Origin of the sequence: Bosea sp. PAMC 26642, assembly GCF_001562255.1 — a bacterium.
Lineage (GTDB): Bacteria > Pseudomonadota > Alphaproteobacteria > Rhizobiales > Beijerinckiaceae > Allobosea.
On record NZ_CP014301.1, the window covers coordinates 4,673,721 to 4,699,467 of the forward strand.

Genomic DNA, 25,747 nt, shown 5'->3' on the forward strand with positions numbered 1-25,747 from the left:
GAGATGGTGCAATCTGCTTCGATCGTTCCCGTTATCATTTGCGGCGGCGCCGGCTCGCGTCTCTGGCCCGCCTCGCGGGAGGCTTTCCCCAAGCAGTTCATCGCCCTCATCGGCGAGGAATCGATGTTCCAGAAGACGCTGGCCCGTGTGAAAGGGCCGATGTTCACGGCCCCCGTCATCGTCACCCACGCCGATTTCCGCTTCCTTGTCGCGAGCCAGATGCTCCAGATGGGCATGCAGGGCGACATGTTGCTCGAGCCGGCGCGCCGCGATTCAGGCCCCGCCATCGCGGCCGCGGCCGCCTTCGTCCAGTCGCGCCACCCCGGCGCCAGCATGATGGTGCTGCCCTCCGACCATATCGTCATGGAGACCGGAGCCTTCGAGGCGGCCGTAACGGCAGGCGCAACCGCGGCCAACGACGGCCGTATCGTCACCTTCGGCATGATCCCCGACCATCCCGCCACCGGCTATGGCTACATCCAGGCCGGCGCATCGACGCATGACGGCGTCAAGGCGGTCGAGCGCTTCGTCGAGAAACCGGATGCCGAGACGGCCACCCGCTACATCGCTGAAAACTATCTCTGGAACAGCGGCATGTTCCTATTCCGCGCCGACGCCTTCCTCGCGGAACTCTCGAAATTCGAGCCCGCCATCGTCGAGGCCGCCCAGGCCGCCGTCGCCCAGGCCGAGGAGGATATCGGCTTCGTCCGGCTGAACGCCACTGCCTTCGAGGCCGCGCCCAAGAAATCGATCGATTACGCCCTGATGGAGAAGACCAAGCTCGCCGCGGTGGTGCCGGCGTCCTTCGGCTGGTCGGATGTCGGAAACTGGTCCAGCGTCTGGGAAGCCTCGCCCCATGATGCGCAGGGCAACGCCACCAGCGGCGCGGTCGAACTCTTCGACAGCCGCAACTGCTACGTTCAGACCAAAGGCCCTCTCACGGTTCTGATCGGCATGGAGGACGCCGTCGTCATCGTCGAGGACGACGCGGTGATGGTGACGCATCGCGACAAGGCCGAAGCCGTCAAGGGCGCCTTCGAGAAGCTGAAGGCAGGCGCGCACCCCAGCGTGATCTCCTCACGCCGCGTCTACCGTCCCTGGGGCTATTACCAGACGCTCGATCTCGGCACCCGCTTCCAGGTCAAGCGCATTCTCGTCGACCCGGGCCAGAAGCTCTCCCTCCAGAGCCACCACCACCGTGCCGAGCACTGGGTCGTGGTCCAGGGCACGGCCGTGGTGACGCGCGACAAGGACGAGGTGATGCTGCGCGAAAACGAATCGATCTACCTCCCGCTCGGCTGCACCCACCGCCTGGTGAACCCCGGCAAGATCCCGCTCGAGATCATCGAGGTGCAATCGGGGAGCTACCTCGGCGAGGACGACATCGTGCGATATGAGGATGTCTATAAGCGGGTGTGAGGGAGTACTTTCTCGAGCCGCTTTTGGTTACGCAGGTCGACAAACATGCCGCCTGCGGCTGGTCTTTTATTGAGTTCACGCCGAACCGATGCACTGCGACGGTGTGAACGTTCGCGGTTTTGCGCTGCAGGGATAGCCCTTCAACCAGCAAGGCAAGATGCTCGGTGAACCGCCGGGGCAGGCGGGCGTTGGTGTCGCAGATCGAGCCAAATATCGAGGGCGACAGCCTCGATTTCCCTGCGAGCAGGGAATGATCAGCCAAATTTTTTCCAAAACACTGAAGCGCAGCGCCTATTTGCGCGGGAATCTAGAATAATCTCAAGCGGTTGAGCCAAGATGGCCAGTTCATCAAGCAGGGATTTGGCACTCGCCAAGCAGTGAATGACTGAGTTGTTTGCAGTGAATTTCGAGATCCTGAGCAGAGAGGGCGCGATCCCCATGAGCGAGCCAACGGCCGGCTATTTGGCGAGCGCCTGCGGCCGAAGAGACTATCCATTTGTTATCATTGATCAAATTTTTGTTGCGAAGCCACTCGGGAGTGGCTATCTACGATTTGCTCGCGTTTCCAATGCGGGCGTAACGCCCCCCAGATCGGGTTGAGGCGCATTCACGAGCGAGGCATTTCACGTCAGTGAGCAGCCCTCGTTGCTACCAGCCTAAGGCGTATTGCGCCTTGGGGCAGTAGTGACGCGGGTGCTCATTGATCCGGTCGATTTCCAGATGGAGTCGATCATGACCTCGAAAGTCGATAACACTAACCCGCTTCGCATACGCCAGCGTAGCCGCCCGCCGTTCGTAGATTCGGTAATTCAGCAGTCCGACACCGAACTGATGGGCGCAGTCGTCCGCTTTGAGGCTAAGGTGGTCACACGGCCGCTTGCCGATCTGAAGCCTTCACCGCGCAAGACTCGGACGCATTCCACGAAGCAGATCAATCAGATCGCCGCAAGCATCAAGTCGTTCGGTTTCGTGACACCGGTCCTGGTCGACAGCGAGGACATCATTGTCGCCGGGCACGGGCGCTATGAGGCAGCCAAGCTCTTGGGTCTGTCTAATGTTCCGACGATCTCGCTCCACCACCTTGGCTCGGACGAAATACGTGCCCTTGCGTTGGCCGATAACCGTCTCGCTGAACTCTCAGGATGGGACAACGAAACCCTCAAGATCGAGCTGTCTTATCTGATCGAGATCGACTCTATGGTGGAGCTGACAGGCTTCGAGACGCCTCAGATCGATGTGATCCTAGACACTGACGTGGCCCCGGCGCTGAAGATGGACCCGGCTGATGCGGTGGAGCCCATCGGTGTCCAGGCTGTCACGCGGCGTGGCGACCTCTGGCTGTTGGGACACCACCGCATCATCTGTGGCGACGCACGTGAGCGCTCTGTCTACACCAAGCTGATGGGCGGTGAGCTCGCTCAGATGACGTTTACCGACCCGCCCTATAACGTCCGGATCGATGGTCATGTCGGCGGGCTCGGTAAGATCAAGCACCGCCCCTTCCCGATGGCCTCGGGCGAGATGAGCAAGCCCGAGTTCACCGCCTTTCTGACCAGCGTGTTCGGCGAGATCGTGGCCGCCTGCCAGGACGGGGCCTTGATCTACACCTGCATCGACGGCCCCCACCTCCACGAGATGCTCACCGCCGGTTACTCGACCTTCTCCGAGCTGAAGACGGTGATCACCTGGGCCAAGACCAATGCGGGGATGGGTTCGCTCTACCGCTCGCAGACCGAGTTGATCCCGCTCTGGAAGAGCGGCAACGCACCGCACATCAATAACATCGAGCTCGGCCGCCACGGCCGCTATCGCACGACGTTGTGGAGCTATGCCGGCGCGAACGGCTTCGGCCGTGGACGGATGGAGGATCTAGCGGCGCACCCCACCGTCAAGCCCTGCGCGATGGTGAGCGACGCGATCAAGGACGCCTCAAAGCTCAATGGGATCATCCTGGACTGCTTTGGTGGTTCGGGCACGACCCTGATCGCGGCGGCGAAGACCAAGCGGCGGGGTTACCTGATGGAGCTTGATCCGCTCTATGTCGATGTCGCTATCGCGCGTTGGGAGAAGCTGTTCAAGCGGGAGGCGCGTCACGCTGAGACAGGATTGAGCTTCGCGGAGATGGCGCTGCAGCGCGGGCACCAGATTGCCGGCAGCAACGCGATGACGGTGGGAGGCGACGATGTCGCGTGACGCCGATCAGCCCGCTGTCGGGTACAAGAACCCGCCGAAACACAGCCGTTTCCAGAAAGGCCGGAGCGGTAACCCCTCCGGACGAAAGAAATCGACAGAAGTGGTCGGCCAGAACGATTGCGAGTTCGTGCTGTCTCGCATGAAGACGATGAACATAGACGGCAAGCGGGTGAGGGTTACGGCTCGCCGTGCGCTCTACTACAAGCTTCTGTCGATGAGTTTAGGCGGAGACCTCCGTGCGATGAGCCTGTTGCTCAAAGCTGACGGGCTGAACGACAACAGCGCGGCGGGCCAGTCGGACGCGCTGAGCGCAGCCGAGACCGACGCGATGATCGCCGAATTCATCAGGCGCCGAGGTCTCGGCACGGGAGGGGGCGATGTCTAATCACGCGCTCTTGCTACAAGAGATCCTCCGTCAGGATATGTCGAGCTTCATCGCCCGTAGCTTCATGACGCTCGATCCGGGGACGCTCTATCTGCCCAATTGGCATATCGATGCGATAGCCTATCAGTTGACGAGGGTCTGGCGAGGCGAGTGCAAGCGGCTCATCATCAATGTGCCGCCGCGCTCGGCCAAGTCGATCTGCGTCACGATCGGCTACACCGCTTGGGTGATGGGCCATGATCCGCGCAAGCGGATCATGGCGATCAGTTATGCCAACGAACTTTCGCTCAAGCACGCTGCGGATTTTCGCAGCGTTGTGACGAGCGAGTGGTATCGTGGACTGTTTCCCGCGTTCACAATCAAGACCAACCGCAAGAATGAGATCGAGACCAGCGAGCGCGGTTCGCGCTTTGCCAGTTCTGTCGGTGGCTCGGTGCTCGGGCGCGGCGCCGATCTGATCGTCATCGACGATCCGATCAACGGTCTTGACGCTGTCCTTTCGGCTGCTGAGCGTCGACGGGTGACAGAGTTCTACGATGCGACGCTGTACTCGCGCCTGAACGACCGGATGAACGGCGCCATCATCATCGTGATGCAGCGCCTCCACCAGGACGACCTCGTCGGGCACGTCTTGGATAAGGAGGAATGGGAGGTGCTGTCGATCCCCGCCATCGCCATGGAGAATTCGACCTACCGGATTGGCGACGGCCCGGATGCGCTCTACCACCGCCGGGCCGGTGAGGTACTCCATCCCCAACGCGAGCCGCGTGCATGGTTGGAGGTTGCAAAGCGGAATCTTGGAACGCTGAACTTCTCGGCGCAATACCAGCAAAACCCACTTCCGGCCGAGGGCAATGCGATCAAGCGCGACTGGATCCGGTCCTATGATCGCCGGCCTGATGAATTCGAGCTGGTGATCGCCTCCTGGGATACCGCATCGACCCTGACGGAGACCGCGGATTGGTCGGTTGGCACCGTCTGGGGCGCGCGGGGCCAGCAATACTACCTGCTGGACGTGGTGCGCGGTCGTTGGGAGAGCCCGGAGCTTCGGCGCAAGATGATCGCGGTCGCCGAGGACTACGACGTCGATGCGACGCTGATAGAGGACACCGAACTCGGCCGGGCGCTATCCCAGGATCTCCGCCGGACGGGTCAGCTCTATCCGCTGTTGCAGGGAGCCCGGTTCGACAAGGCGGCGCGGCTACTGGCTCAGGCGGCGCGTTTTGAAGCCGGGCAGGTGTTTTTGCCCCAGCAGGCGGACTGGCTGGCGGATTATCTCTCCGAGCTCCTGGCGTTTCCGACAGGACGGCATGACGACCAGGTCGATTCCACCAGCCAGGCGCTGAAGTACCTCACGGCGCGCACGCCGGTGGTGCCGGTCCGGCCGCAGAAGATCGCCCGCCCGCAGTCGCGGTTCCAGAGGGCTTAGCTTCCAGGCCGGCTCCGCGCGAGGCAGAGTCGGCCTGGAAGCACGCATCATGGCGCGGGTCATCACTGTGCGACGTTGACCATGGTCATGGAGTAGCCGCGCTGGGCCATGCAGCCGGCCATGATCTGCCGGAGTGCAACATTGCGCTGCCCTTCCAGCATCCCGGCTTCCATCGCATCGGCTAGGTTGTGGCCCATATAGATCGGCGCCGCCACGGCTTGTGCCTTGGCGACTTCGCCTTTGCAGATCGCATCGTCCTGCTGAAACTGCGCCAAGGCCGTGGCATCGGAGCGCCCGTCAAGGCGGCTGAAGTTCATCACCCTGCGGGTGGTGCAGGCAGGGAGGGATACCGTCAGCGGCAGGGCGCCGAGGATAGGCCAACGCCCAAGGGTGCATTGGCTATGAGCAGAAGGGTATGCGGTCGTCATGGCTGGCGTTCCTGATGGAGGTCATGAGTTACAGATCGTCGCGGCGCCAGGCGGCGGGTTTGGCGAGAGGGCGGGAAGCAGATCGCTGCGGTTCGGGCGCTGCAAACCCCGCCGTCCTGAGCCGCGCCCGGCTGCGGATGCCAAAATGCTTGGCCTCGCGCCGCTTGGCTTCGGAAATGTCAGCGAGGTCATGGGCCGTCTTGCCGCCGGGCCCACGATGACAACAGTCGCGCCCCAGGACGCGGCCGTCGGCGATGGAGAGCTCGGCGCTCTTGTCGAGGATGAGAGCCTCCGGGACGATGTGATCGAACTCGATCACCTTGCCCGCGACATTGAGCCCGCAGCCCTCACAGATAATCTGGCCCGCGTCCCTCATGGCGCGCTTGATCATCTCGACCTTCTGGGCCCGAGAGAACTCGCGGCGTGCGGGCGAGGGGGCCCGCTTCGGGGGCACTGCGGGATCCGCGCCGGGTGAGGATTGGCCAGACATCAGGCGGCCTTGGCCAGGCCATAGGACCTGATCCGTTTGACGGTGAGATCTAGCTCGGTGTTAAAGACATCGACCGCGTCAGCTAACTCGCTGATATAGGCTTCATCCCGGCTGGCGCGGGTGATGAAGATCGGCATTCCTGGCCAATAAACCGCGATGTCGATCCATTCGCGCTGCGCTATCCACAGCTGCCCCTGACATTGCGCTTTGTGCTCGGGCGGGAACTCGCCGCGCAGGATGGTCTCGACCATCAGATGCGGCAGCTTGGTCTTGATCTCAAGCAGGCCGTCATGGCCGATCAGGGCATCAGGCGAGGCACCGGCCCGGCCGCGGCGAAGGAAGCCGATGCGCTCGCAAGCCCTACCGGTGACGAAGCTGTAGACGCTGCGGGCCTCGTCCTCCATTAGCTTGCCGCGCTCCATGTGAAAGGAGCTGACCGTCTCCATCGGCTCGCCGGTCAGGCGCTCGCCCGCGAGCTTGTAGAGATAGCTCAGGCGGGTTCTGCTCTCGGCGCCGCCCCGTCCCTTGGTCAGGATGGCGGCGAACTCGGAGGCCGTCGGGGTTCCAAGCCGGCTGCGGGCCCATTCCGGCGAGCCTTGCTCACACGTGATGGTCTGAAGTTCGTCGCTCATTAGTTGCTCCTCCTGGAGTTGAGCATGGAGAGCGCCTGTCGATACCGCGCGGCCGGTAAGTCGGTAACGCCCTTGATCTGGAAGAAATGCAGCAGCGCATCCTTGTCGGCTCCGACCTCCTCGACCAGGTCCAGCAGCTCGCGCGCTTGCTGTCGTGAGATCGCGGTGCATGCACCAGCGGCCTGACCGTCATCGTCGTCGGATGCGGCAAGACCCAAAGCAGCCTTCAGGGTCATCCGTTGGAGATAGGTCAGCGTCGAGCCGATCGCCTGAATGCTGTTCTTCTCCCCACTCTCGTCGGGGCTGGCCGAGAGACTGTTCTCTTCGCTGTGGCCATCGCGGTGCGAGATCACGCAGACCACCGTGACCAGCGCGCCTGTGCTATGCGAGCGGAAGCGGTAGGAAAGCCCACGCCTGGTCAAGATCGGAGTGATCGTGCGGGCGATCTCGGCCAGATCCTCATAGCGATAGGGCTGCCGGCCCAGCATCGTCTGACGGTTCTTGGCAATCACTGGGATTTTGGCTTTGGCTGCGGCCAGGGCCTTCTCGAACGACTTGCGGGCTTCATGGGCCTCAGCGCGCTCGTGGAACCCGATCAATCGCTCCATCATCTCGCTATCCGCACCGCGGGCCAAGGCAGCGCTTAGCAAGCTCAGTGCTTGTGGCGGGATGGATGAGGGGGCATCACTCAGCCGGTTACTGCAGGCCGGTCTTGTCATTGGTTTTCTCCATGTCGTCACAAGGGTTGATTTGTCAGTCGTGCGTCATCGGCTCACCCTAGGAACAGTCCGGTAGAAAGCAAAAATCGGGAAGTTTTTAATTCGAACGGCGACGCAAACCGATCACCCTAACAGGGTAATCACCTGTCGCAGCAGGAGTCTGACAGATAGAGGATCAAGCGAGTTAACAACCATTAGAGATTAGCGTCGCCTGTTGAAGTACTGTATCATATCGTGGGGAGTTGATGACGGTTTTTGGATTCAATTCAATTCTCGCCATTAATTTACAATTGCACAAATAGCTCCGCGTCGCCGCGCAGACAAGTCGATTTTGCTTGAAATCTAGATAACGGCGTGCCGCCATCTGCCTGGCCTGTCGGCGCATTGACGGCGGAATTATGGGTAGCAGATTTCGTCAAAACACCTGTAATTTCGAGCTCAGCTCTGGAGCGTCTTGGGCTATCCAGAAATTGTGTGCGCGAGGGCCGATTCTCTTAATTTCATCGCCGGCATGGGCGAGACGACGGCCGCAGGCCCAACGGCTCGTTGGCTTAGAGGCCAAGGCGGCGTGCTACTCGGTTCAGACGTTATCAGGACGGGTCGCAAGCTCGCCGTCCTACCGACACGCGGGACGCGATGCTACTGATCCTCGCCAAGTCAGCAACTGCGGCGGCGAGCAATAAATTCAAATCGCTGCCGAGAAGAAAGTCGACGTCGCTCTGTGAAACCATCTGTTGAAAGTGCGCCGTAGAGACCGCTTTTCTGATCGCAAGGCTCGACGTCGAAGATCTGAATTATAACAATCTGGCCATCGCCCCAAATGGGGGCGTCGTGCCTCTGATCCGCGCGATGGCCTGCGACTCACGCTAGATGTTTGATCCCGGGCTTTGATGGTGCAATCTCGACGCCTGAATCGAGGGATGCGCTATGGGCCAGGTTCACCACGGGAGCGCCACAACGACATCGGCGGTCCGTCGAGCGATACAGCATAGTCAAGAGAGCCTGAGGGCTCTGGCGAAGCGCTACGGCATCAACCAGAAGACCGTCGCGAAGTGGAAGAATCGCACTTCGGTCGCCGATGTGCCGACAGGGCCGAAGAACCCGACCTCGACGGTGCTGACGGTCGAAGAGGAAGCGGTGATCGTCGCCTTTCGGCGGCACACATTGCGGCCACTCGACGACTGCCTTTACGCCCTGCAGCCGACGATCCCGATGCTGACGCGGTCATCGTTGCATCGCTGCCTGCAGCGTCACGGGATCAGCCGCCTGCCAGAAGTCGAAGGCGAGACGACCGCGAAGACGAAGTTCAAGAGCTACCCGATCGGCTTCTGCCACATCGACCTTGCCGAAGTGCGGACCGCCGAAGGCAGGCTTTATATGTTCGTCGCCATCGATCGGACCAGCAAGTTCGCCTTCGTCGAGCTTCATCGTGAAGCCAAGCAGCGGACGGCTGGCGATTTCCTCCGGCGGTTGATCGAAGCGGTCCTCTACAAGATCCACACGGTGTTGACCGACAACGGCATCCACTTCACGACGCCCGGCGCTGGCGGCTCGGCCGTGCCGCTGATCAAGGAGGCGATGGCGAACGGAGAACTCTTCCGCGCCCACGCTTTCGAACTCGCCTGCGCCAAAGCCGTTATCGACCATCGGACCACCAAGCCGAAGCACCCCTGGACCAATGGACAGGTCGAGCGGATGAACCGCACGATCAAGGAAGCGACCGTCAAACGTTACCACTACGACGATCACGCGCAGCTCGAACGCCACCTCGCCGACTTCGTCGCGGCATACAACTTCGGCCGCAGGCTCAAGACCCTCAAAGGCCTCACGCCCTACGAGTTCATCTGCAAACGCTGGACGATCGAGCCCGAAAAGTTCAACCTCAATCCGCTCCAGCAAATGCCGGGACTAAACATCTAGCGACGCGGCACAGTGCATGTTCGCGAGTCCAGAAACGCTCTGGACAGCGGATCTATGTCGAAGCGCTCGACCAAGATGCCGCTGCGACGCCACTCAGCCAGGGACTAAATTTCGCCCGGACTGCGACCGTTTGATCTACTTCGTCCAATCACCTACAGGAGCTGCAAGTGGAGATATCCGCGCAACAGGGGGCGGCTTGCCAATGCTCGCGCGTCCATGCATTGGAACGACCGTCAGGAATGCTCAAGAGAAGCAGGGCTCCGGGAAAATTTACATGGGTTTGGTAATACGAGGGGCTGCCGACGTCCTTGGAGGCCTCGGCGCCTGGCGCATGTGGTGGATGCTGGCCAAGAACGATGTGATCCGTCGCTACCGACGCTCCCGCGTAGGCCAGCTTTGGCTCACGCTTAGCATGGCGGTCATGATCTTTGGAATGGGAGCGGTTTATGCATCGCTGTTCGGCACGTCCATGGCTGACTACCTACCGCATCTCGGCACGGGGCTCGTATTATGGGGACTGATTTCACAGACGATAACCGAAAGCTGCTCGAGCTTCACCGAAAACGACAGTATCATTCGACAGATTGCGTTGCCACGATTTACTTATCTTCTTCGAACCATTTCACGCAATATATTTGTTTTTGCCCATAATATTATTATCTTGCCGATTGTTTTCTTGATTTATGGGTCACCGATCAACTGGCACATCATCTTGTTCATCCCGGGGGCGCTGCTCGTGCTAGCCAATCTGGCATGGGCTGGCTATCTGCTTGCGATCCTCTCGGCGCGCTTTCGTGACATCCCGCAGATCATAGCGAGCATCATGCAAGTCGCATTCTTTGTCTCTCCGGTTGTTTTCAAGCCGTCGCAGCTTCGCGTCGACCATCCGGTGCTCATTTTGAACCCGTTTGCCAGCATGTTGGATGTTATGCGTGAGCCGCTGCTCGGAAATTTGCCGAGTTTGGCCTCCTATCTCATTTTACTTGGCCTGCTGATCTTCGGGTGGCTGGTTAGCCTGGCATTCGCGGGCAAATACTCGCACCGCGTCGTCTACTGGCTCTGAGGGCATCATGGCTCATATCGTTTTGGACAAGGCCAGTGTCGAGCTTGCGGTCTATAATTCGCGCGGCCGCGCACTCAAGAGCGAGATTTTGAGGCGAACGGTCGGCGGGGGCCTTCAAAATGATCGCGACAGCAGCATTCAGTTGGTCAAAGCGCTGAACGAGATCAGCTTCGAGGCCAAAGACGGTGACCGGATCGGGCTCGTCGGTGGAAATGGCGCCGGTAAGACGACGCTTTTGCGGGTACTCAGCCGCGTTTACCCACCGACTTCGGGCTACGCCACGATCGAAGGCCGCATCGCCTCGCTGATCGACCTCTCAATGGGTATGGATACCGACGCCACGGGGTATGACAACATCGAGATGCGCAGCATTATGTTGGGCTTGGACTATCAGCAGGCGGAAGCGATAATTCCCGACGTTGAAGAGTTCAGCCAACTCGGCGAGTTCCTGTCGCTGCCGATCCGCACATATTCCAGCGGTATGATGTTGCGGCTGGCCTTTGCCGTCAGCACCGCGGTTCATCCCGATGTCCTGATTCTCGACGAAGTGATCGGTGTTGGCGACGCGGCTTTCGCGGAGCGTGCCGAGCAGCGGCTGCGCACGATGATCCAGAAGGCGAGCATCATGTTCCTGGCCTCCCATGACAGCAATTCGATCAAACGGTTTTGCAACCGCACGCTCTGGATGAAGAGCGGAAAGCTGATGATGGATGGCGCGCCCGATGAGGTCCTTGCGGCATACGCAGCGGATGGCGCCGCTTGAGCGGCTACTCGGTCAGCGAACTGATTAAGGTGGTAAAGCGTGTCTCTGGCGTAGACTTTTACGTAACCTATGCTAGCCGCCGCCCAGGTGCCCCGGTTGCCCTCGTCGCCAAGAGTGATCGCATCGCGCCGAGCTCTGCCGGAAGCCTAGAACAACGACATCTAAGATCATAGCTTTCGTCATTGGCCTACGAAAGCATATTGAGAACCCGCGACGCCTGACGTGAATTACCACAATGACGCTTTTAAAATCGTGGGGCGGAGGTTAGACGCTAACAACCCTTTTGGTGTTCGGCCCGGAGCGAAATTTCGAATGAAAGCCATAGTGCGGATTCAGGCAATTTCAGTGATGAAATGCTTCAGAACGAAGCTAGCGGCTTTGGAACAAGGCCTTGCACCGAGACTCTTGACCATCGGTCGGTAGTCTAAAAAGGGCGGGCATCGTGTTCGAAAAATTTAGAACCGGACGGGGACGTGGCTATCCTGCGCATATCCGCGCACGTGCGATCCTGCAGCATATCAGGCAGAAGATCGCGGCCAACACACTCGGACGGCTTTTCGTTTCGCCATGGGGTAGGCGGGTTCGGAGCGGATTTGCAGAAATTGGGGGCCATTCCAGGCGCCCCTCCCTGAACCTCGCAATTCTCGCGCATGTGTATTACCTCGATATCGTTCCTGAAATTCTGGATGCGCGCAAGGTTCTCGATGCGCGGGTTGCGCTGCACCTGACCGTACCATTTGACAAGGTGGGCGAGCTCGATGCTCTGGTGAGCGGCCTTCCCGACATCGTTCTTCACGCCTGCGAGAATCGCGGCCGCGACATAGCGCCGTTTTTGACGGTCCTGAATTCCGGTGCGCTGGACCGCTATGACGCTGTCCTGAAGCTTCACACCAAACGAAGCCCGCATCTGCGAGACGGCGAGGTCCGCCGCAAGCTTTTGTTTGCGATGCTGTGCGGCGAGCAACACGCGACATTCCGGGCTTTGAGCGCCTTTGAGGATGCCTTGATCGGCATGGTCGGTTGGCGAGACTGTTTCCGATCCGACCCGCTCTACTGGATGGACAACGAGGAAAGGGTACGCAGCGTCGCAGAACGGATGGGCGCGGCCGACAGCGTCAAGCTCGGATTTTTCGAGGGTTCGATGTTCTGGTTCAGGCCCTCGGCTTTTTCCGCGCTGAGAAGCCTGCATTTGGCACCGGAGGATTTCGAGGCAGAAGCACATCAACTCGACGGAACCCTACACCACGCTGTCGAACGCTGTTTCACGATCGCTGCAAGATCGAAAGGCTTCCTCGTCAAGGATTTGCGCGGGCGTCTGTTGGATTGAACGGATGCGGGCACGACAGTATCACATAATGTTTCAAGCGACGACGTCGTCGTTTCGAGATTGAGGGCGATGAGCATCTTCATTTGCGGGGCTGGAGGATTGGCGCGAGAGGTCTTTGCCGTGCTTGAAAGCGCCGGTGACACGGTCACGGGGTTTTGCGTCGAGCCTGGATACACGACCGGCATCCTGCGCGGTTTGCCGGTTCGCGACCATTTTGCGCGGGACGAGCCCGACCCATGCTTTGTTATTGCCATCGGCGATGGACGAACACGCGCCAGGCTGGCGGCTCAGTTAGCTGATGCTCGCTGGACTACGGCGCTGCATCAGGCAGCGGTTCTGGGTCCGAATGTTTTGCTCGGTGACGGCGTTATGGTTTTGGGTCCGTGTTCGGCCACGACGGATGTCGCCATCGGCTCCCACGCCTTGATCAATCCGGGCTGCACGATCGCCCATGATTGTACGATCGGCGCATTCGTGAGCCTCGGACCGGCGGTGTCGCTGGCCGGAGGCGTTATCATCGAGGAAGGAGCGAGTCTCGGCATCGGAGCCAAGGTTGCTCCTGGCTGCAGGATAGGTGCCTGGGCCGTCGTCGGTGCGGGAGCTGTCGTAATCCGAGACGTGGCCGCGGGCGACACGGTCGTCGGCGTGCCGGCGCGAAGCCATCGACCCGATCGGAGTTGACGCCACTCCATCAAACACGGATTGGTATCTTCGGAGGCTTCCCTATGCAGACCAGTGGACCGATCAATGCCCGCAAAATCAGGGTATTGATCCCTCGATTGCCGGATGTCGCGGCAATTGCACCCCACATCGCCCGAATCGACGCGGCCCGCACATACAGCAATCACGGCCCGCTAAGCCGTGAATTCTCCGACGGCCTGAGCGCGCTGACCGGAGCTGGCGGCGTCACACTGACCTGCAACGGGACTGCCGCGATCGAGATCGCACTGCGCGCCAGGGCCAATCCCGGAGCAGGCCTGTGTCTGATGCCGGCCTTTACCTTCATCGCAAGTGCGCATGCCGTCTGCAACGCCGGACTGACGCCGCACCTGCTCGAAGTCGATCCCGATACGCTGGTGCTGACGCCGGCGATAGCCGAAGCCGCGTTGACTGAATTGCCGCAGGCGCCTTCAGCCGTGCTCGTGGTCAGCGCATTTGGCGCCCCTCCCGATCTGAGGGCATGGGCCGCCTTCGAGGATCGGCACGGCATCCCGGTGGTCTTCGATGCCGCGGCGGCGGTGACTGCCCTATCGGGGATTGGTCTCCAGCCCGTCTGTGTCAGCCTGCACGCGACGAAGGTTCTGGGCATCGGCGAAGGCGGTGCAATCCTGTCCTCGGATCAGGCGCTGGTCGAGCGGATGACCGGCATGACCGGGTTCGGCTTCGTTGGCCAGGAGCGCGTGTCGACGGTTCGCGGCGGCAATTATCGCCTGTCGGAATATGCAGCCGCGATCGGTCTCGTCGTACTGGATGGCCTGCCGGAGCAAATCGAGCGGTTAAGGGCGCTGACCGCGACATACCGTCAGTTGCTTCACAACAAGCGCTCGCGGCTTCAGATTGGCGCCGGCACAGATTGGGTGACGATGACACTGAATGCGGTCATCCCGCCGGACGAGGTCGAGGCGACCCTAACGCGGCTGTCGGAGGCCGACATCGAATGGCGGCGCTGGTGGGGGCTGGGCTGCCATCGTCACCCTGCCTTTGCGGACGTGCCGCGTTGCGATCTGTCGGGAACGGACGCGCTGGCGCCCTGTGTCATCGGGTTGCCCTTCCACGACGAACTGTCTGAAGAGGACGTATGGCGGGTCGTGTCATGTCTGCCGTGAGCGCTGCCCCACTGCTGTCCTACATCGTGCTCTCGTATAACTACGAATGCTATATCGGTCAGACGCTCCGCAGCATCCAGGAGCAGTCTGTCCAGGATTTCGAGATCGTAGTGGTCGACGATGCCTCGTCGGACGGCTCCCGCGAGGTGATCCGCAGCTTCGATGATCCGCGTATCCGGCTTTTCGTCAACGACCGCAACATGGGCGGTGCCTGGAGCTACAACCGGGCGGTCGAAGCAGCGCGCGGCAAATGGCTGGTCAATCTCGATGCGGATGACTGGATCGCGCCAGGCAAGGCGCAAGTTCAACTCGATCTGGCACAAGCCGATCATCGCCTCGACATCGTCGGAACATATGTCAACGCAGTTGACGTGAATGGCGACCCACATCCGCAACGGCAGGAAGTGGAAGATTATTGCAATCGACGATTGAACCTCAACACAGTCGATACTTGGGTGGGGCAAAATCCGCTGTGCCGGTCATCGACGATGATCCTTCGCGAAGCCCATATCCGGATCGGACTCGACGACCCGACGATGGTCAGAGCGCCTGACTATGAACTCTGGACGCGTGCATTGCGCCATGATTGCCGTTTTGGTGTCATTCCGGAACGCCTGACCTATTTGCGCCTTACTTCCAGCGGCGTGACACATGGCGATCCCGTAACCACTTTCTTGGAGATGACCTACGCAACACTGCGCAATCTCTATCCCGTTGCGGAAAAGCGCTCGTTGCTCCTGTCGGTTCAACGAATGATCGACTGGGTCTCAAGCCATGATTTTCTGAGCTCACTGCCACGTGTCGAAGCCCATCGGCTTGTCGGCATGATGCTGACAACGCCTTCGATGGGAAACTTCCAGGCGTTCAGACAGTTTCTGGCCGATCGCGACAACGATCCCGCCTTGATGTCGATCGGTCAGCGATGTCTGGCGATGTCACAGCGCAAAACTTTGAATAGCGACCAAGTACAGGATCTTATGGAAGCTCGGGACTTCTGGTTCAATAATTCAAAGGAATGGCAAATTCACTCACATTCGAAAGATGCCGCGATAGAAGAGATACGACAATCATTGCATTCTGCGTTAGACGAGCTTTCTGAACTCAAACTATTCTGCGAAAATACGAAAAAAAGGACATTGCAATGGCAGGCTCGACGTCTTTCCGCCCTGCTGTCCTCGCGCTTCTCCCGTTTACGGTAAACGATAGTCTGCAGCTGGCGATACTGCGTGAAATGCGTCAGCGTGACATTGACGTCTTCATAGCCGTTCTCGAGCAGGGCAGCGGCGGTTACACTGCCGATGCCGCCGAGGACTTTCGGTCTGACCAGCGGCTTATCGATATGAGAGGCCTAAAAATCTCGAAGTCGGTCAACTTCATTTCAGAAATTGTCGCAAACTTTAAAATCGAACTCCTGTTACAGGTCGGCGCTCCATCTGCTTACTGTCAGATTCCATATGTAAAAGAGATTAATCCCTCTGTTAAGATAATCGATACGCTTTACAATAGGTCAGCGCATAGCCTCGACCATTTCCTCTACGAAAAATGCTTCGACGCGGTCGTCGTTGAAAGTCAGGATATGCGTGGCTTCATCGCTTCGAATACCGCGAAAGCCGACGCGCAGATCCATGTGATCGAAAGCGGTATCGATCTCGGTCGCTTCAGCCCGACGACAAATCTAGAGGGCGAACCAGGCCAGAAGCCCTTCGTCGTAGGTTACCTTGGCAGGATGTCGCCCGAGAAGAACCCGCTGGGTTTCGTCGATTTGGCGGAGCGGCTCCATCAGGTCATTCCGGAACTGCGATTCCGGATCTATGGTGAAGGCCCGATGGCAGCGCAGGTTTCCGCGCGGATTGCGTCGAGCTCCGCTTCCAAGACGATCGTTTTCGAAGGTTTCGCGGAATCATCGGCCGCAGCTCTGGCGGAGATCGACGTCCTTGTCGTTCCTTCGAAGCTTGATGGCCGCCCGAACGTGATCATGGAAGCGAACGGGTGTGGAGTTCCGGTGATCGGTGCGCCGGTGGGTGGCATCCCGGAATTGATCGTTCCCGGCGTCAATGGCTTCGTGCTCGCGCCAGATCGGCATATCGAGATAACGGATCTGCTGGCTCGATGGCTTGCCGACCCGATGGAATTTGCAGTGATCCAGGCATCCTCGCGCTCCATGGCTGAGAAACGGTTCGATCGATCGCGAATGATGGATGCATATGAAGCGGTCTATCGCCGATTCCTGCCGGCGGGTTAGGGCACTCTCGCGCGAGGACAAAGAGCTGAGCCCGTTCACGCGGAAAAGGACAAGCAAATCATTACCGCTGGTTCTGAACGGCTTGCGTGCGTGCGGACTGTGTCCGTCGCATGATTGCATCATGGCGCGATGTTTCTGGGCCGAACGAGGAGCGACAGCTGCCCAAGGCCGGCCTCGACTTGCGTCGTTTTCGTATATGACGCGATGAGCCCGGGACTGATCGGAGTGATCGGGCGATAGTACCGGTCTTCATAGATCACGATCGCTTCAGGACGATTGAGCGGCTCGTCATAGAAGCGATACGTCGCGGCCAGTCCAGAATCCGAGACATTCAGCACCAGGGGAAACGGCGTCCGCATCTTCACCCGTGCGCCCGTTTCGAGCACGATCCCTGGGAGACGTGAGACGACGACGATCGACGCTGGCGGCTTGGCCAGCGCCCTCATGCTCTGCCGCACTTGCTCCAGCAACGCGATGTCGTCCGGTCTGGCATGTATTCCGGCGAAGAAGCCCTGATGGATGCGCTGCCGGGAAGCGCCAGGCAACTCGCCATAATGGACCAGCAATGACGTGGATAGAATCGCGGCGAGAAACGCAGCGAGCGCGAATGTCTGAAACCAGCGCCAATGCCGTGTTTGGCTTTGTCCCCTCGCGAGCAGAGCCAGGCTGGCGGCCGGCAGGCCGCCGATGCAGAAATTATAGATGCTGTTATACGCAGTTGCCGCCGTGACGATGCCGGCCAAGAGTGATATTGCGTAGATTACTGCTACGAGCCTGTCGGAAGCATCGGATGCTTTGCGAAGTTTTGCGAGGAGCCCAAGCCCGCACAAGGCCATTAGCACGACGACATCATGAGATCTGACATAAAGCGCCGGTGTCAGGATCAAACTCGATAGGAGAATGGCGGTAATCGCCGTCGCCACGAGCCTTGGGTCAAGCCGGTTGCGGACCAAGCCGAGCAGCGCCGCCAGAACGCATAAGCTGGCAAAGGCCGGATTGAGACGAAGGAGGTCAATCGTAAACCAAATCTTGCGGCCAAACTGATCCGAACTGGTGATCAGCGATAGATAGACGATGCCATCCCAGAGCCGTTGCGCCGACAGGAGAAAAATTGTTGCGCTCCAGCCGGCGGCAGCGGTCAACGCCGCTGAAACGGGAAAGGCGCCGCGCCATGTCCGCTCTTTCGATATGAGGAAGTCTGCCAGGCACAGCGCAAATAGCGGCACGATCAGTGGCGGATAAGCGATGGTCGCGGCGCCCCAGGCTGCCACCGACAGGGCAAACCAACCGCGCTGCGCGCTCGCGATCGATGCCAGCGATCCGCAGCCATATCCGGCGAGCCCGATTATCAGGCCCTGCAGGCCGAGTGTATTATAGGAGGGTGCCGGGAGGCCGAAGGGTATATATGCGATAAGGCAAGCACCGCTGAGCCAGGCTTGCCAGGACCAGCCGAGACGACGCAAGAAAACGATCCAGAGTGTTCCTGAAGCCAATGCGCCGATCAGGAAGACAACCCGCAAGAATAGAAAAAGCCCCTCGCTCGAACCCTTGAACCAGGAGAACATGATTGCGGCAGGATAGACCAGAAGAGCCGCCGTCTGATGCAGAGTGTCGAGCGTGCTGGAGGCGATGCCGCCCTTGAGCCAGTCATCGATAAAGGTCGCGTAATAGGCTTCATCGCTGAGATCGAGGCCCACCGGCAGGCGGATCGCCAAGGCAAATAGGACGATGGCCGGGACCAGGGCGAAAGCAGCCTCCTCGCGCCCGATGCGCAGTCGTTGCGCCGACCCATTAATCAGCGCCATGGCGCATCCATCCAACCCTTGCTTCTCTTGTCACGACAGCAGACGCATCGTGCCGCGCGCGCTGGCGACGTCGAGCTTCATTTCGACCAGTGACCTTCATACCTTCATTGCATGGACGCGCGTCTCGTCCGAGTGGTAGCTGACCTATATACGAAGGCGCCGTCACTCTCCGCGCGCTTCCTTCAACAGCATCGGCAACAGCGCCTGGAAGTCCGGTACGTTCGGTGAAAGTCCAAATGCCGCGAGGCGGCGGATATCGCCGGTCAGGATCCGCATACCCCCTGGACGTTGCAGCGACGAGCTGGTCTCGATTGCAACGCGCAGTCCGCTCGCGGCGATCATCTGATCAAGCAAGTCGCGCAGGACGAACGCGCGGCCGCTGCAAAGGTTGACAAGAGGCCAATCCCATTTGGGCAATTCGGCCAGGTCCAGCAGAAGTCTGGCCGTCTCTTGCACATCGATGAAATCGCGGCTGACACCGAGATCGCCGACCTTCATCCGGACCTCGTTTCCAATCGGACCGATGAGCTGTCTTGCAAACGATGGCAGCGCCAGATGCGGCGGCATGCCCGTTCCGACCGGATTGAAAAGCCGTGCAACGAGCACCGGCATCCCACCCGCGGCTGCAGCCAGCCCCAGAAGTGTCTGGGCGTATTTCGCGATGCCATAGTCGGTCGTCGGCAGGCAGGCGCTACTTTCCGCGGCGGGCTGAGCGTCCGCCGCGACAAAGCCGTACTCCGCAGCCGAACCGAGCAGCACCACTCGGGGCGGCTCCGCTTGCTCAGCCGCGGCGGCGAGCAACTCGCCAGCGAGCAGCGTGTTCGCCTCAAACATGGTCCGCCGGTCAGTCGCACCGGTTACGCCTGCGAGATGCAGGATGCAATCCGGCCGCGATGCGGCGATCGCACGGGCGAAATCCGACCGCGACCAAAATTCAGCGCCAAGCGCGATCTCGAAGGGATTTGCGGCGGTCGCGGCACGGCTGGCTCGCATGACGTGCCAGCCTCTCGCGGCGGCGGCTGCCAGGACATGTCGACCGACGAAGCCGCCAGCGCCTGTGACCAGAAGGCGCATCAGCCGGAATTGGCCGGCACAAATGCCTGCGCATCATCTTCGATCATGCGCTGAGCTTCGGCGAAATCTGCAGGACGGCCGATATCGAGCCAGAAACATGCCTGGCTGTGACAGAGCACGGTCTGACCCGCTTCCTGCATTCTCTGCATCAATACCGGCATATCCAGATAGTCACCGGGCGTGATCCATCGGCGGACAGCTTCGCGCCGCAACACATAAATGCCCATGCTGACCAGATGTTCGTAAGTTGGCTTTTCGCGATATCCGGTCATGCGCATGCTGTCATCGACCTCGAGCAGGCCGAATTCCGATTTCAGCTCCCGGCGATATGCACCGATCGTGGCGTCGGCACCGCGGGCGCGATGGTCGGCGAGAAGAGCGCTGACATCCAGCGTCGTCAGAAGGTCGCCATTGGTGAGGATGAATTCGTCGCCAAGCCTGTCGAATAGCAGACCGACCGGGCCTGCGGTGCCCAGTGGTTTGTCCTCGACGCTGTAGCTAATCTTGAGATCGAAACGCGAACCATCGCCGAAGAACGCCTCGATGAGGTGTCGCAGATGGTTTACGGCAATGATGACGTCGGTGACGCCGGCCGCTCGTAACCGGAGCAGCAGGATCTCGAGGATCGACTTTTCGCCAAGCGGCATAAGCGGCTTGGGGAAGATCGCCGAGTAGGGATGGAGCCGGGATCCCTTGCCGCCGGCCATGACGATTGCCTGCATGACGTCTCAGACCGTGTAGACAGTAGGTGAATAAAGCCCGCGATTCGCGGAAACGAAGTCGATGGCGGCTCTGAGCCCATCATCGATGGACGTTCTAGGGCGCCAATCCATCAGGCTAGCCGCCTTTGCATTGGCGGATACGAGCTTGAACACCTCGCTCTTGCTCGGACGATCGCGCGCCGCATCATGCACGATCGGCTTGTCGACGTTCATCAGTCCAAGAATCCGGTGCGCGAAATGGCCGATCGTAAAGGTTTCCCCCGTTCCCAGATTAATAGTTTCGCCGTCGATACCCTGCGTCGTGGCGGCTCGGATAAAGCCGTCGACAGTATCGCCGACGAACGTCATGTCTCGCTCCGGCGTCAGCGAGCCGAGGTGGATCGCATCGCGCTCCAGGGCCTGCGAGATGATCGTCGGAATGAAGGCGCGGCCTGATTGGCGTGGGCCGAAGGTATTGAACGGCCGCAAGACAACGACGGGCGTGTCAAAGGAGCGGTAATAGGAGTCGGCGATCTTGTCTGCGCCAATCTTGCTCGCGGAATAGGGCGACTGCGCCTGGAGCGGGTGGTCCTCGTCGATCGGCGTGCGGATAGCAGTGCCATAGACCTCCGAGGTGCTGGTATGCACCACACGCTTCGTCCCAAGGCGCCGCGCCGCCTCCATGACGTTGAGCGTACCCTCGATATTGGTCCGGACGTAGGAACGTGGCGCGACATAGGAATACGGGATCGCGATCAAGGCTGCGAGGTGCAATACGATGTCCTGCCCCTCCATGACGCGGATGACAAAATCACTGTCTTCGACGTTGCCTGCAACGATTTTTAATGATGCGCGCAGATCAGTCGGCAGGAAACTGAGGTTCCCGATCGATGAGGCCGAACCATAGCGCACCATCGCGGTCACATCCGCGCCGGCGTGCAGAAGCGCCTCGGTCAGATGGCTTCCGATAAAACCCGCGGCTCCCGTTACCAGAACTCGTTGTCCCTTGATCATTTTCATTCCCGTCTAGACCGGCTGCTCATGCCCGTTCCCGTCTTGCGATGCAACACCCGCGGTGATCCGCGCAGTCCAGCCGATGCGGCTGCGAAACAGGGTCGAGGGCGTCCTCAGCGCTTTCGCTCCGACAGTTCGGCGTACGAGAGAGTCGGCCCTGACCCTGATCATGTGGATCGTCCCCTGCACCGGCTTGTGAAGACAGCCCTGGGAAACAGTTTCTTCGTTCCAGCACCAGTCCTCATAGCCGAAGCCTGCGGTCAGGTCGGTTTTGCTGTAAGGTATCCTTCGATAGATATCGCATGCGCCGAAACTCAACGACGTCCAATGGTTGCGAACGCCCAGCGTGACCCAGTCGCCATCGGCGGTTTCGATATCGGGATGGATCAACCAACGGGGCCGGGTCGTCGCGCCGAAGTAAAGGCATGCCTCGGGATGCCAGATCGTCGGTCTGGGCTCGGCAATCGCAGCCTCATAGGCACGCAGCAGCCAGTTGGGTCCCCAAAGATCGTCGCCGTCGAGGAAGGCGATGAACCGGCCTAGCGCAGCTTTCGCGCCAGCATTGCGCGCCAGGCCGAGGTCGTCGACATCGGTTTCGACGATACGGATATCGTCCTGCTCCGCGAGGTAGTCTAGCGTGGCCGCATCGGCGCAATCGGCAATGACGATGATCTCGGCGGATACGCCTGCGGCGGCGGCCAAGTCGCGTGCGTGCCGGATACTTAAAAGCGAGGCATGGGCAAGACGGCCCTCCTCGTGGACATTGAGAACGGCGGTGATTTCGGTCATGAAGCGTGGCCGCCAGACATCGGAAAATCTGCAGGCCCTGCCCAGTCACCATAACTGCGAAGCTTGTCCCTTTCACCCGGTGGCAGGCCTGCTTCTTTGTCGATAAGCGCGACCAGATGCGGATCAGGTGCATAAAGTGCGCTCAGTAGAGGAATGTGCGCACTGAGATAGTGCAGGGTATCAATCGATTCGCCATCGGGCATCGACGCTGAAGTTGCGAACAGCCTGGTGTTATGTCGCAAGGCGGCGCCATGCCGCGCAATCATTTCCCAACCGGCGCGGCTGCCCCACACCAGCACGGCTCGCGGTTGGAGGTTGTTGACGAGCGCGGTGGCGATCGCGACGTTGCGTTCGAGATTTGGAGACGAACTGAACTCCGACAAGGCGCGCCATTCGGCCCCACGAGGGAGATGTTCCGCGCCGGGAATCGTCGCCATGTCCGTCTCTACGATCAAGAGATCGTCCGCATTCGCCACCAGATCGGCCAATTCTGGCGTGTCGTCGAGAGAGCCGACGAAAACGATCGACCTGGGTATGGAAAATAGCGACAGATAAAGCCCGCGCCAGGCTTCCGATGTCTCGTCGTAAATGGTCATGGGGACAGGCAGGGCCTCAATCTCGCTTTGCAGCGTCAGAAGATCGGGCTCAATGTCGCCCAGACGCTCGATCAGCGCGTGTATCTCGGCCATCGTCTCGCGACCGAGAGGAACCGCCGTTGGTCCCTCGTTCCTCATCCAGGCCTGACGGCGCCTCTCCTCGTCGAGGAGAAAGAAGACGAGCGGGTTCTTTCCGCTGTCGCCATAGCCTGGATTGCATTCGACATACGCGACGGTGTTGAATGCGTTGTTGGGATTGAGGCCCTGATCGGCGCCGCGCAGCAGGTAATGCAGCAGCGGGTTTTCGCCGAGTGCTGCAATTTCTGGATATGTCTCAAGATACCATTTCGTACTGAAATAGGGGCCGGGATCATACCCCAAGACCGCGCCATGAAGCATGTAATGGCTGCAGGCGTCCAGACCAGATAACTTCGCTTGCGGATAGGTCGAGAAATACCAGACACTGTCGAAAAGCGGGCTGGGATCGCGAAATTCATGCATCCCGTGTTCGAGATAGTGCAGGAGCGGATTGATCCCGGCTGTTGCAACGTCGGGGTTTCGCAGTAGATACCATTGCGTGTCGAAGAGCGGCCCAGGATCGCGCCCCTTCGCCGCACCGTCGGCGAGATAATTTTGCCATGCCGTTTCCCCTGGACCGAGACTGCCAGGATAGCGCTTCTCGTACCAACGAGCGTCTACCAGATGTTTCGAGGCGGTTTCCGCTGCTCTGCCGCGGCTGAGCAGCCGCTTGACGAGGACGACTCCGTGGACATTGGGGCGTCTCGAAGCTTGCCATAGGGCGGCAGCCAGCCGCTGCAGCCGCGCGATGTCGATCATGCTGTCGCTCTTGGATCGCATTGCTCTCGCGGCAAAACCGATCGCAACCCGTTTTCATAGGCATCCAGCATCGCCTTGACCTCTAACTGCGTCTGCGCAAATTCACGCGCCCGGCGGCGCATGGCCTGTAGCCCGGCGCGGTCTCGAGCGGCTGCCTCGATCCGGCGGGCAAAGGCGACGTCGTCCCCGGCCGCGCAAAGCCAGCCGGTCTGTCCTTCGACGATGAGTTCGGGCAGGGCCCCGACGCGCGACGCCAGTACAGGCACGCCGAGAGCCAGCGCTTCCAGAACAACCATCGGACGCCCGTCGAAGGTCGACGGAAGCACCAGCAGATCAAACGATGCCAGAACCGGCACGATCTCTTCGACTTCCCCAAGCAGATGAAATCGCTGGGCTGGCAGACCCGCTTTTACAATGGCGGCCTGAAGCGCTTCTCGCATCGGTCCGGTTCCGGTCATGACGAAGCGCAGCGGCAAACCATGATCGACCAGCCGCGCGATCTCGACGAAAGCCAGCGGATTTTTCTCCGCCGACCAGCGCCCCGAAAAGCCGATGATAAGTTCGTCCGGCCCTGCACCGATCCGATCCGAAAGCGTCTGGCAACGTGGCAGAGGCGCGAACCTCTCCGTATCAACGCCGCTTTTCACCATGCAGACACGTTCCGCCGTCTCGCCCTGGTCGAGAAGCCAGTCGCCGACCTCGGCATTCTCGACGAGATTCAGATCAATCAGGAACCTGCGACGCCTGTTGTTCGCGGTATGACCAACCGTGTTGAACAACAGATCGACGACACGAAGCGCGGGGTGAGCGGCGCGCAGACTGCGAAGGCTATCATAAGCCAGAGCGCTGCCAACGATCCAGAGCAGATCGACCCGGCGCGAGCGCACCAGATGATGCAAAAACTCCTCCCAGACCGCGTTTGGCATTCCGTTGGCCAGATGGAAGGTTTCAGCCGTATGTGCCTCGAACCAGTGGGAGGTGTCGCCCTGATGGGCCGCTGTGGTCAGCGATGTTACGATGACCACCCGCCAGCCGGTCTGGACTAGATGTCCGACAACGATCGCGAGCAGGCGTTCGGCTCCGCCCATGACCATGTAGGGCAGGGCCAGGAGGACGGTTGGTCGATGCGGCTCTGAGGAAGCCGGCGCCAGTTCGAGCGCGGTTGGAGGAAACGGCGGTGTTCCCCGGCGCAGATTGGCTCGTTTGCGCGAGTATGCAACGGATTCATCAAGCGGCTGAAGCACGTCCTCGTTCATCTGGCGCACCAGCTGCCGCTGGCGCCACATGGGGGCGACATCCACACTGCGGCTCAAGCTGCCGTGATGAACCTTATAGCGCAGCATCGGGTCGTGATGCAGGTTATAGAATCGTGCGCCGAGAGCAGCCAGGCGGGTCCAGAAAGCCCAGTCCTCGTGGACATGCCCCCAAATGGCCCTGTCCACGTCCTTGAATCCGCCTGATGCCAGCCAATAGGCTCGGCGGAATACGGCGCTGGTGAGGACATGGTTGCCCTCGACGAGCACAGCCAGATCGGGCCGCTCAAGGATCGGCAGCATACCCGTCTCTTCGCCGACCATCTGCATGGCGCTGCTGACGACATCGTAGCCATGACGCTCCAATAAGAAAACAGCTTTTTCGAGATAAGTGGGAGCGAGCGTATCGTCGGCGTCGAGACAGCAGACATAACGCCCTCTGGCACGACTAATTCCGAAATTGCGGTTAGCACCTGCCCGATTGGGTTCTTCCTGCATGAGGGTGCGGGTGCGAGGGCGTTCAAATGCGGCAACGATCTTGCGCGATTCCAGGTCCGTCGATCCGCCTTCCACGACGATGATTTCGAGATTTCCATAAGTCTGGGCCAGCACTGAATCGACAGCCGCGGCGACGTAACGACCGTAATTGAACGACACCACGATTACGCTGATCAATGGGCCATCATGAGGGGCCTGGTTGGTCCAGCTTGGCGCAGGCCATTGGCTTGGGGCGTGCAATTTAGCCGAATCCATCAGAAACGCCGCGCTCGATCATAGCGGCGATGTTGGGCCGTTGAGGGCAACTTTGCAATGAGCGGGCCGTTATTGGTTTATTTCAATCC

23 protein-coding genes are annotated in these 25,747 nt (G+C 60.0%); 12 read left to right on the forward strand and 11 right to left on the reverse strand.

The window, feature by feature from the left end:
* Positions 1-3 precede the first annotated feature (3 nt).
* The 4 genes from AXW83_RS22405 to terL all read left to right on the forward strand — a co-directional run bounded on the left by AXW83_RS22405 (position 4) and on the right by terL (position 5,426).
* Complete coding sequence (locus AXW83_RS22405) at positions 4-1,419, forward strand: mannose-1-phosphate guanylyltransferase/mannose-6-phosphate isomerase (RefSeq protein WP_066617532.1); 1,416 nt, start codon at positions 4-6, stop codon at positions 1,417-1,419.
* A gap of 684 nt (positions 1,420-2,103) precedes the next feature.
* Complete coding sequence (locus tag AXW83_RS22410) at positions 2,104-3,612, forward strand: site-specific DNA-methyltransferase (protein ID WP_236841742.1); 1,509 nt, start codon at positions 2,104-2,106, stop codon at positions 3,610-3,612.
* Positions 3,602-3,997: a DUF5681 domain-containing protein gene (locus AXW83_RS22415; RefSeq protein ID WP_156640299.1), complete on the forward strand. Its 396-nt coding sequence runs from the start codon at positions 3,602-3,604 to the stop codon at positions 3,995-3,997. The genes AXW83_RS22410 and AXW83_RS22415 overlap by 11 nt, the downstream gene beginning before the upstream one ends.
* Positions 3,998-4,226: 229 nt before the next feature.
* Entirely contained in the window at positions 4,227-5,426 is a 1,200-nt protein-coding gene (gene terL / locus AXW83_RS22420) for a phage terminase large subunit (RefSeq protein ID WP_168166134.1), read from the forward strand.
* Positions 5,427-5,488: 62 nt separating this feature from the next.
* On the opposite strand, the gene AXW83_RS22425 is transcribed toward terL, so the two are convergent.
* From AXW83_RS22425 to AXW83_RS22440, 4 genes are all read right to left on the reverse strand, one after another.
* Positions 5,489-5,854 carry a hypothetical protein gene (locus AXW83_RS22425; protein ID WP_156640301.1) on the reverse strand — a complete coding sequence of 122 codons (366 nt, stop codon included), beginning with the start codon at positions 5,852-5,854 and terminating at the stop codon, positions 5,489-5,491.
* Between the two features lie 28 nt (positions 5,855-5,882).
* Complete coding sequence (locus AXW83_RS22430) at positions 5,883-6,245, reverse strand: hypothetical protein (protein WP_156640303.1); 363 nt, start codon at positions 6,243-6,245, stop codon at positions 5,883-5,885.
* 98 nt (positions 6,246-6,343) lie between these two features.
* Positions 6,344-6,976, reverse strand: a complete 633-nt coding sequence (locus tag AXW83_RS22435; RefSeq protein WP_066617545.1) for a lambda exonuclease family protein — start codon at positions 6,974-6,976, stop codon at positions 6,344-6,346.
* Positions 6,976-7,695 carry an ERF family protein gene (locus tag AXW83_RS22440; protein ID WP_082767326.1) on the reverse strand — a complete coding sequence of 240 codons (720 nt, stop codon included), beginning with the start codon at positions 7,693-7,695 and terminating at the stop codon, positions 6,976-6,978. The genes AXW83_RS22435 and AXW83_RS22440 overlap by 1 nt, the downstream gene beginning before the upstream one ends.
* 927 nt (positions 7,696-8,622) lie before the next feature.
* Here AXW83_RS22440 and AXW83_RS22445 point away from each other — a divergent pair.
* The 8 genes from AXW83_RS22445 (at position 8,623) to AXW83_RS26780 (ending at position 16,836) form a co-directional block, all read left to right on the forward strand.
* Complete coding sequence (locus tag AXW83_RS22445; protein ID WP_066617551.1) at positions 8,623-9,615, forward strand: IS481 family transposase; 993 nt, start codon at positions 8,623-8,625, stop codon at positions 9,613-9,615.
* A gap of 130 nt (positions 9,616-9,745) precedes the next feature.
* Positions 9,746-10,678, forward strand: a complete 933-nt coding sequence (locus tag AXW83_RS22450) for an ABC transporter permease (protein WP_236841743.1) — start codon at positions 9,746-9,748, stop codon at positions 10,676-10,678.
* A gap of 7 nt (positions 10,679-10,685) precedes the next feature.
* The gene (locus AXW83_RS22455) at positions 10,686-11,441 is read left to right on the forward strand and encodes an ABC transporter ATP-binding protein (RefSeq protein WP_066617553.1); all 756 of its coding nucleotides are present in this window, start codon (positions 10,686-10,688) and stop codon (positions 11,439-11,441) included.
* 442 nt (positions 11,442-11,883) lie between these two features.
* Positions 11,884-12,768, forward strand: coding sequence for a rhamnan synthesis F family protein (locus tag AXW83_RS22460; protein ID WP_168166135.1), 885 nt, complete (start codon positions 11,884-11,886; stop codon positions 12,766-12,768).
* A 69-nt stretch (positions 12,769-12,837) separates the two neighbouring features.
* Complete coding sequence (locus tag AXW83_RS22465) at positions 12,838-13,449, forward strand: NeuD/PglB/VioB family sugar acetyltransferase (protein ID WP_066617558.1); 612 nt, start codon at positions 12,838-12,840, stop codon at positions 13,447-13,449.
* Positions 13,450-13,493: 44 nt separating this feature from the next.
* Positions 13,494-14,594, forward strand: a complete 1,101-nt coding sequence (locus tag AXW83_RS22470) for a DegT/DnrJ/EryC1/StrS family aminotransferase (protein ID WP_066617561.1) — start codon at positions 13,494-13,496, stop codon at positions 14,592-14,594.
* Complete coding sequence (locus AXW83_RS22475; RefSeq protein ID WP_066617563.1) at positions 14,582-15,793, forward strand: glycosyltransferase family 2 protein; 1,212 nt, start codon at positions 14,582-14,584, stop codon at positions 15,791-15,793. The genes AXW83_RS22470 and AXW83_RS22475 overlap by 13 nt, the downstream gene beginning before the upstream one ends.
* Positions 15,736-16,836, forward strand: coding sequence for a glycosyltransferase family 4 protein (locus AXW83_RS26780; protein WP_082767329.1), 1,101 nt, complete (start codon positions 15,736-15,738; stop codon positions 16,834-16,836). The genes AXW83_RS22475 and AXW83_RS26780 overlap by 58 nt, the downstream gene beginning before the upstream one ends.
* A 119-nt stretch (positions 16,837-16,955) precedes the next feature.
* Here AXW83_RS26780 and AXW83_RS22485 read toward each other — a convergent pair whose 3' ends face one another.
* The 7 genes from AXW83_RS22485 to AXW83_RS22515 all read right to left on the reverse strand — a co-directional run bounded on the left by AXW83_RS22485 (position 16,956) and on the right by AXW83_RS22515 (position 25,580).
* Positions 16,956-18,641 carry a hypothetical protein gene (locus tag AXW83_RS22485; protein ID WP_066617569.1) on the reverse strand — a complete coding sequence of 562 codons (1,686 nt, stop codon included), beginning with the start codon at positions 18,639-18,641 and terminating at the stop codon, positions 16,956-16,958.
* A 162-nt stretch (positions 18,642-18,803) separates the two neighbouring features.
* Positions 18,804-19,715, reverse strand: a complete 912-nt coding sequence (locus tag AXW83_RS22490) for an NAD-dependent epimerase/dehydratase family protein (protein WP_066617572.1) — start codon at positions 19,713-19,715, stop codon at positions 18,804-18,806.
* On the reverse strand, positions 19,715-20,437 hold the full coding sequence (locus AXW83_RS22495) for a sugar phosphate nucleotidyltransferase (RefSeq protein WP_066617574.1): 723 nt from the start codon (positions 20,435-20,437) through the stop codon (positions 19,715-19,717). The genes AXW83_RS22490 and AXW83_RS22495 overlap by 1 nt, the downstream gene beginning before the upstream one ends.
* A gap of 6 nt (positions 20,438-20,443) precedes the next feature.
* A complete protein-coding gene (locus AXW83_RS22500) occupies positions 20,444-21,430 on the reverse strand; it encodes a GDP-mannose 4,6-dehydratase (RefSeq protein ID WP_082767541.1) in 987 nt (328 codons plus the stop codon).
* 12 nt (positions 21,431-21,442) lie between these two features.
* Entirely contained in the window at positions 21,443-22,219 is a 777-nt protein-coding gene (locus AXW83_RS22505; protein ID WP_066617576.1) for a glycosyltransferase family 2 protein, read from the reverse strand.
* The gene (locus AXW83_RS22510) at positions 22,216-23,652 is read right to left on the reverse strand and encodes a hypothetical protein (protein ID WP_156640306.1); all 1,437 of its coding nucleotides are present in this window, start codon (positions 23,650-23,652) and stop codon (positions 22,216-22,218) included. Before AXW83_RS22510 ends, AXW83_RS22505 begins: the two co-directional genes overlap by 4 nt.
* The gene (locus AXW83_RS22515; protein ID WP_066617580.1) at positions 23,649-25,580 is read right to left on the reverse strand and encodes a glycosyltransferase; all 1,932 of its coding nucleotides are present in this window, start codon (positions 25,578-25,580) and stop codon (positions 23,649-23,651) included. Before AXW83_RS22515 ends, AXW83_RS22510 begins: the two co-directional genes overlap by 4 nt.
* Positions 25,581-25,747 lie beyond the last annotated feature (167 nt).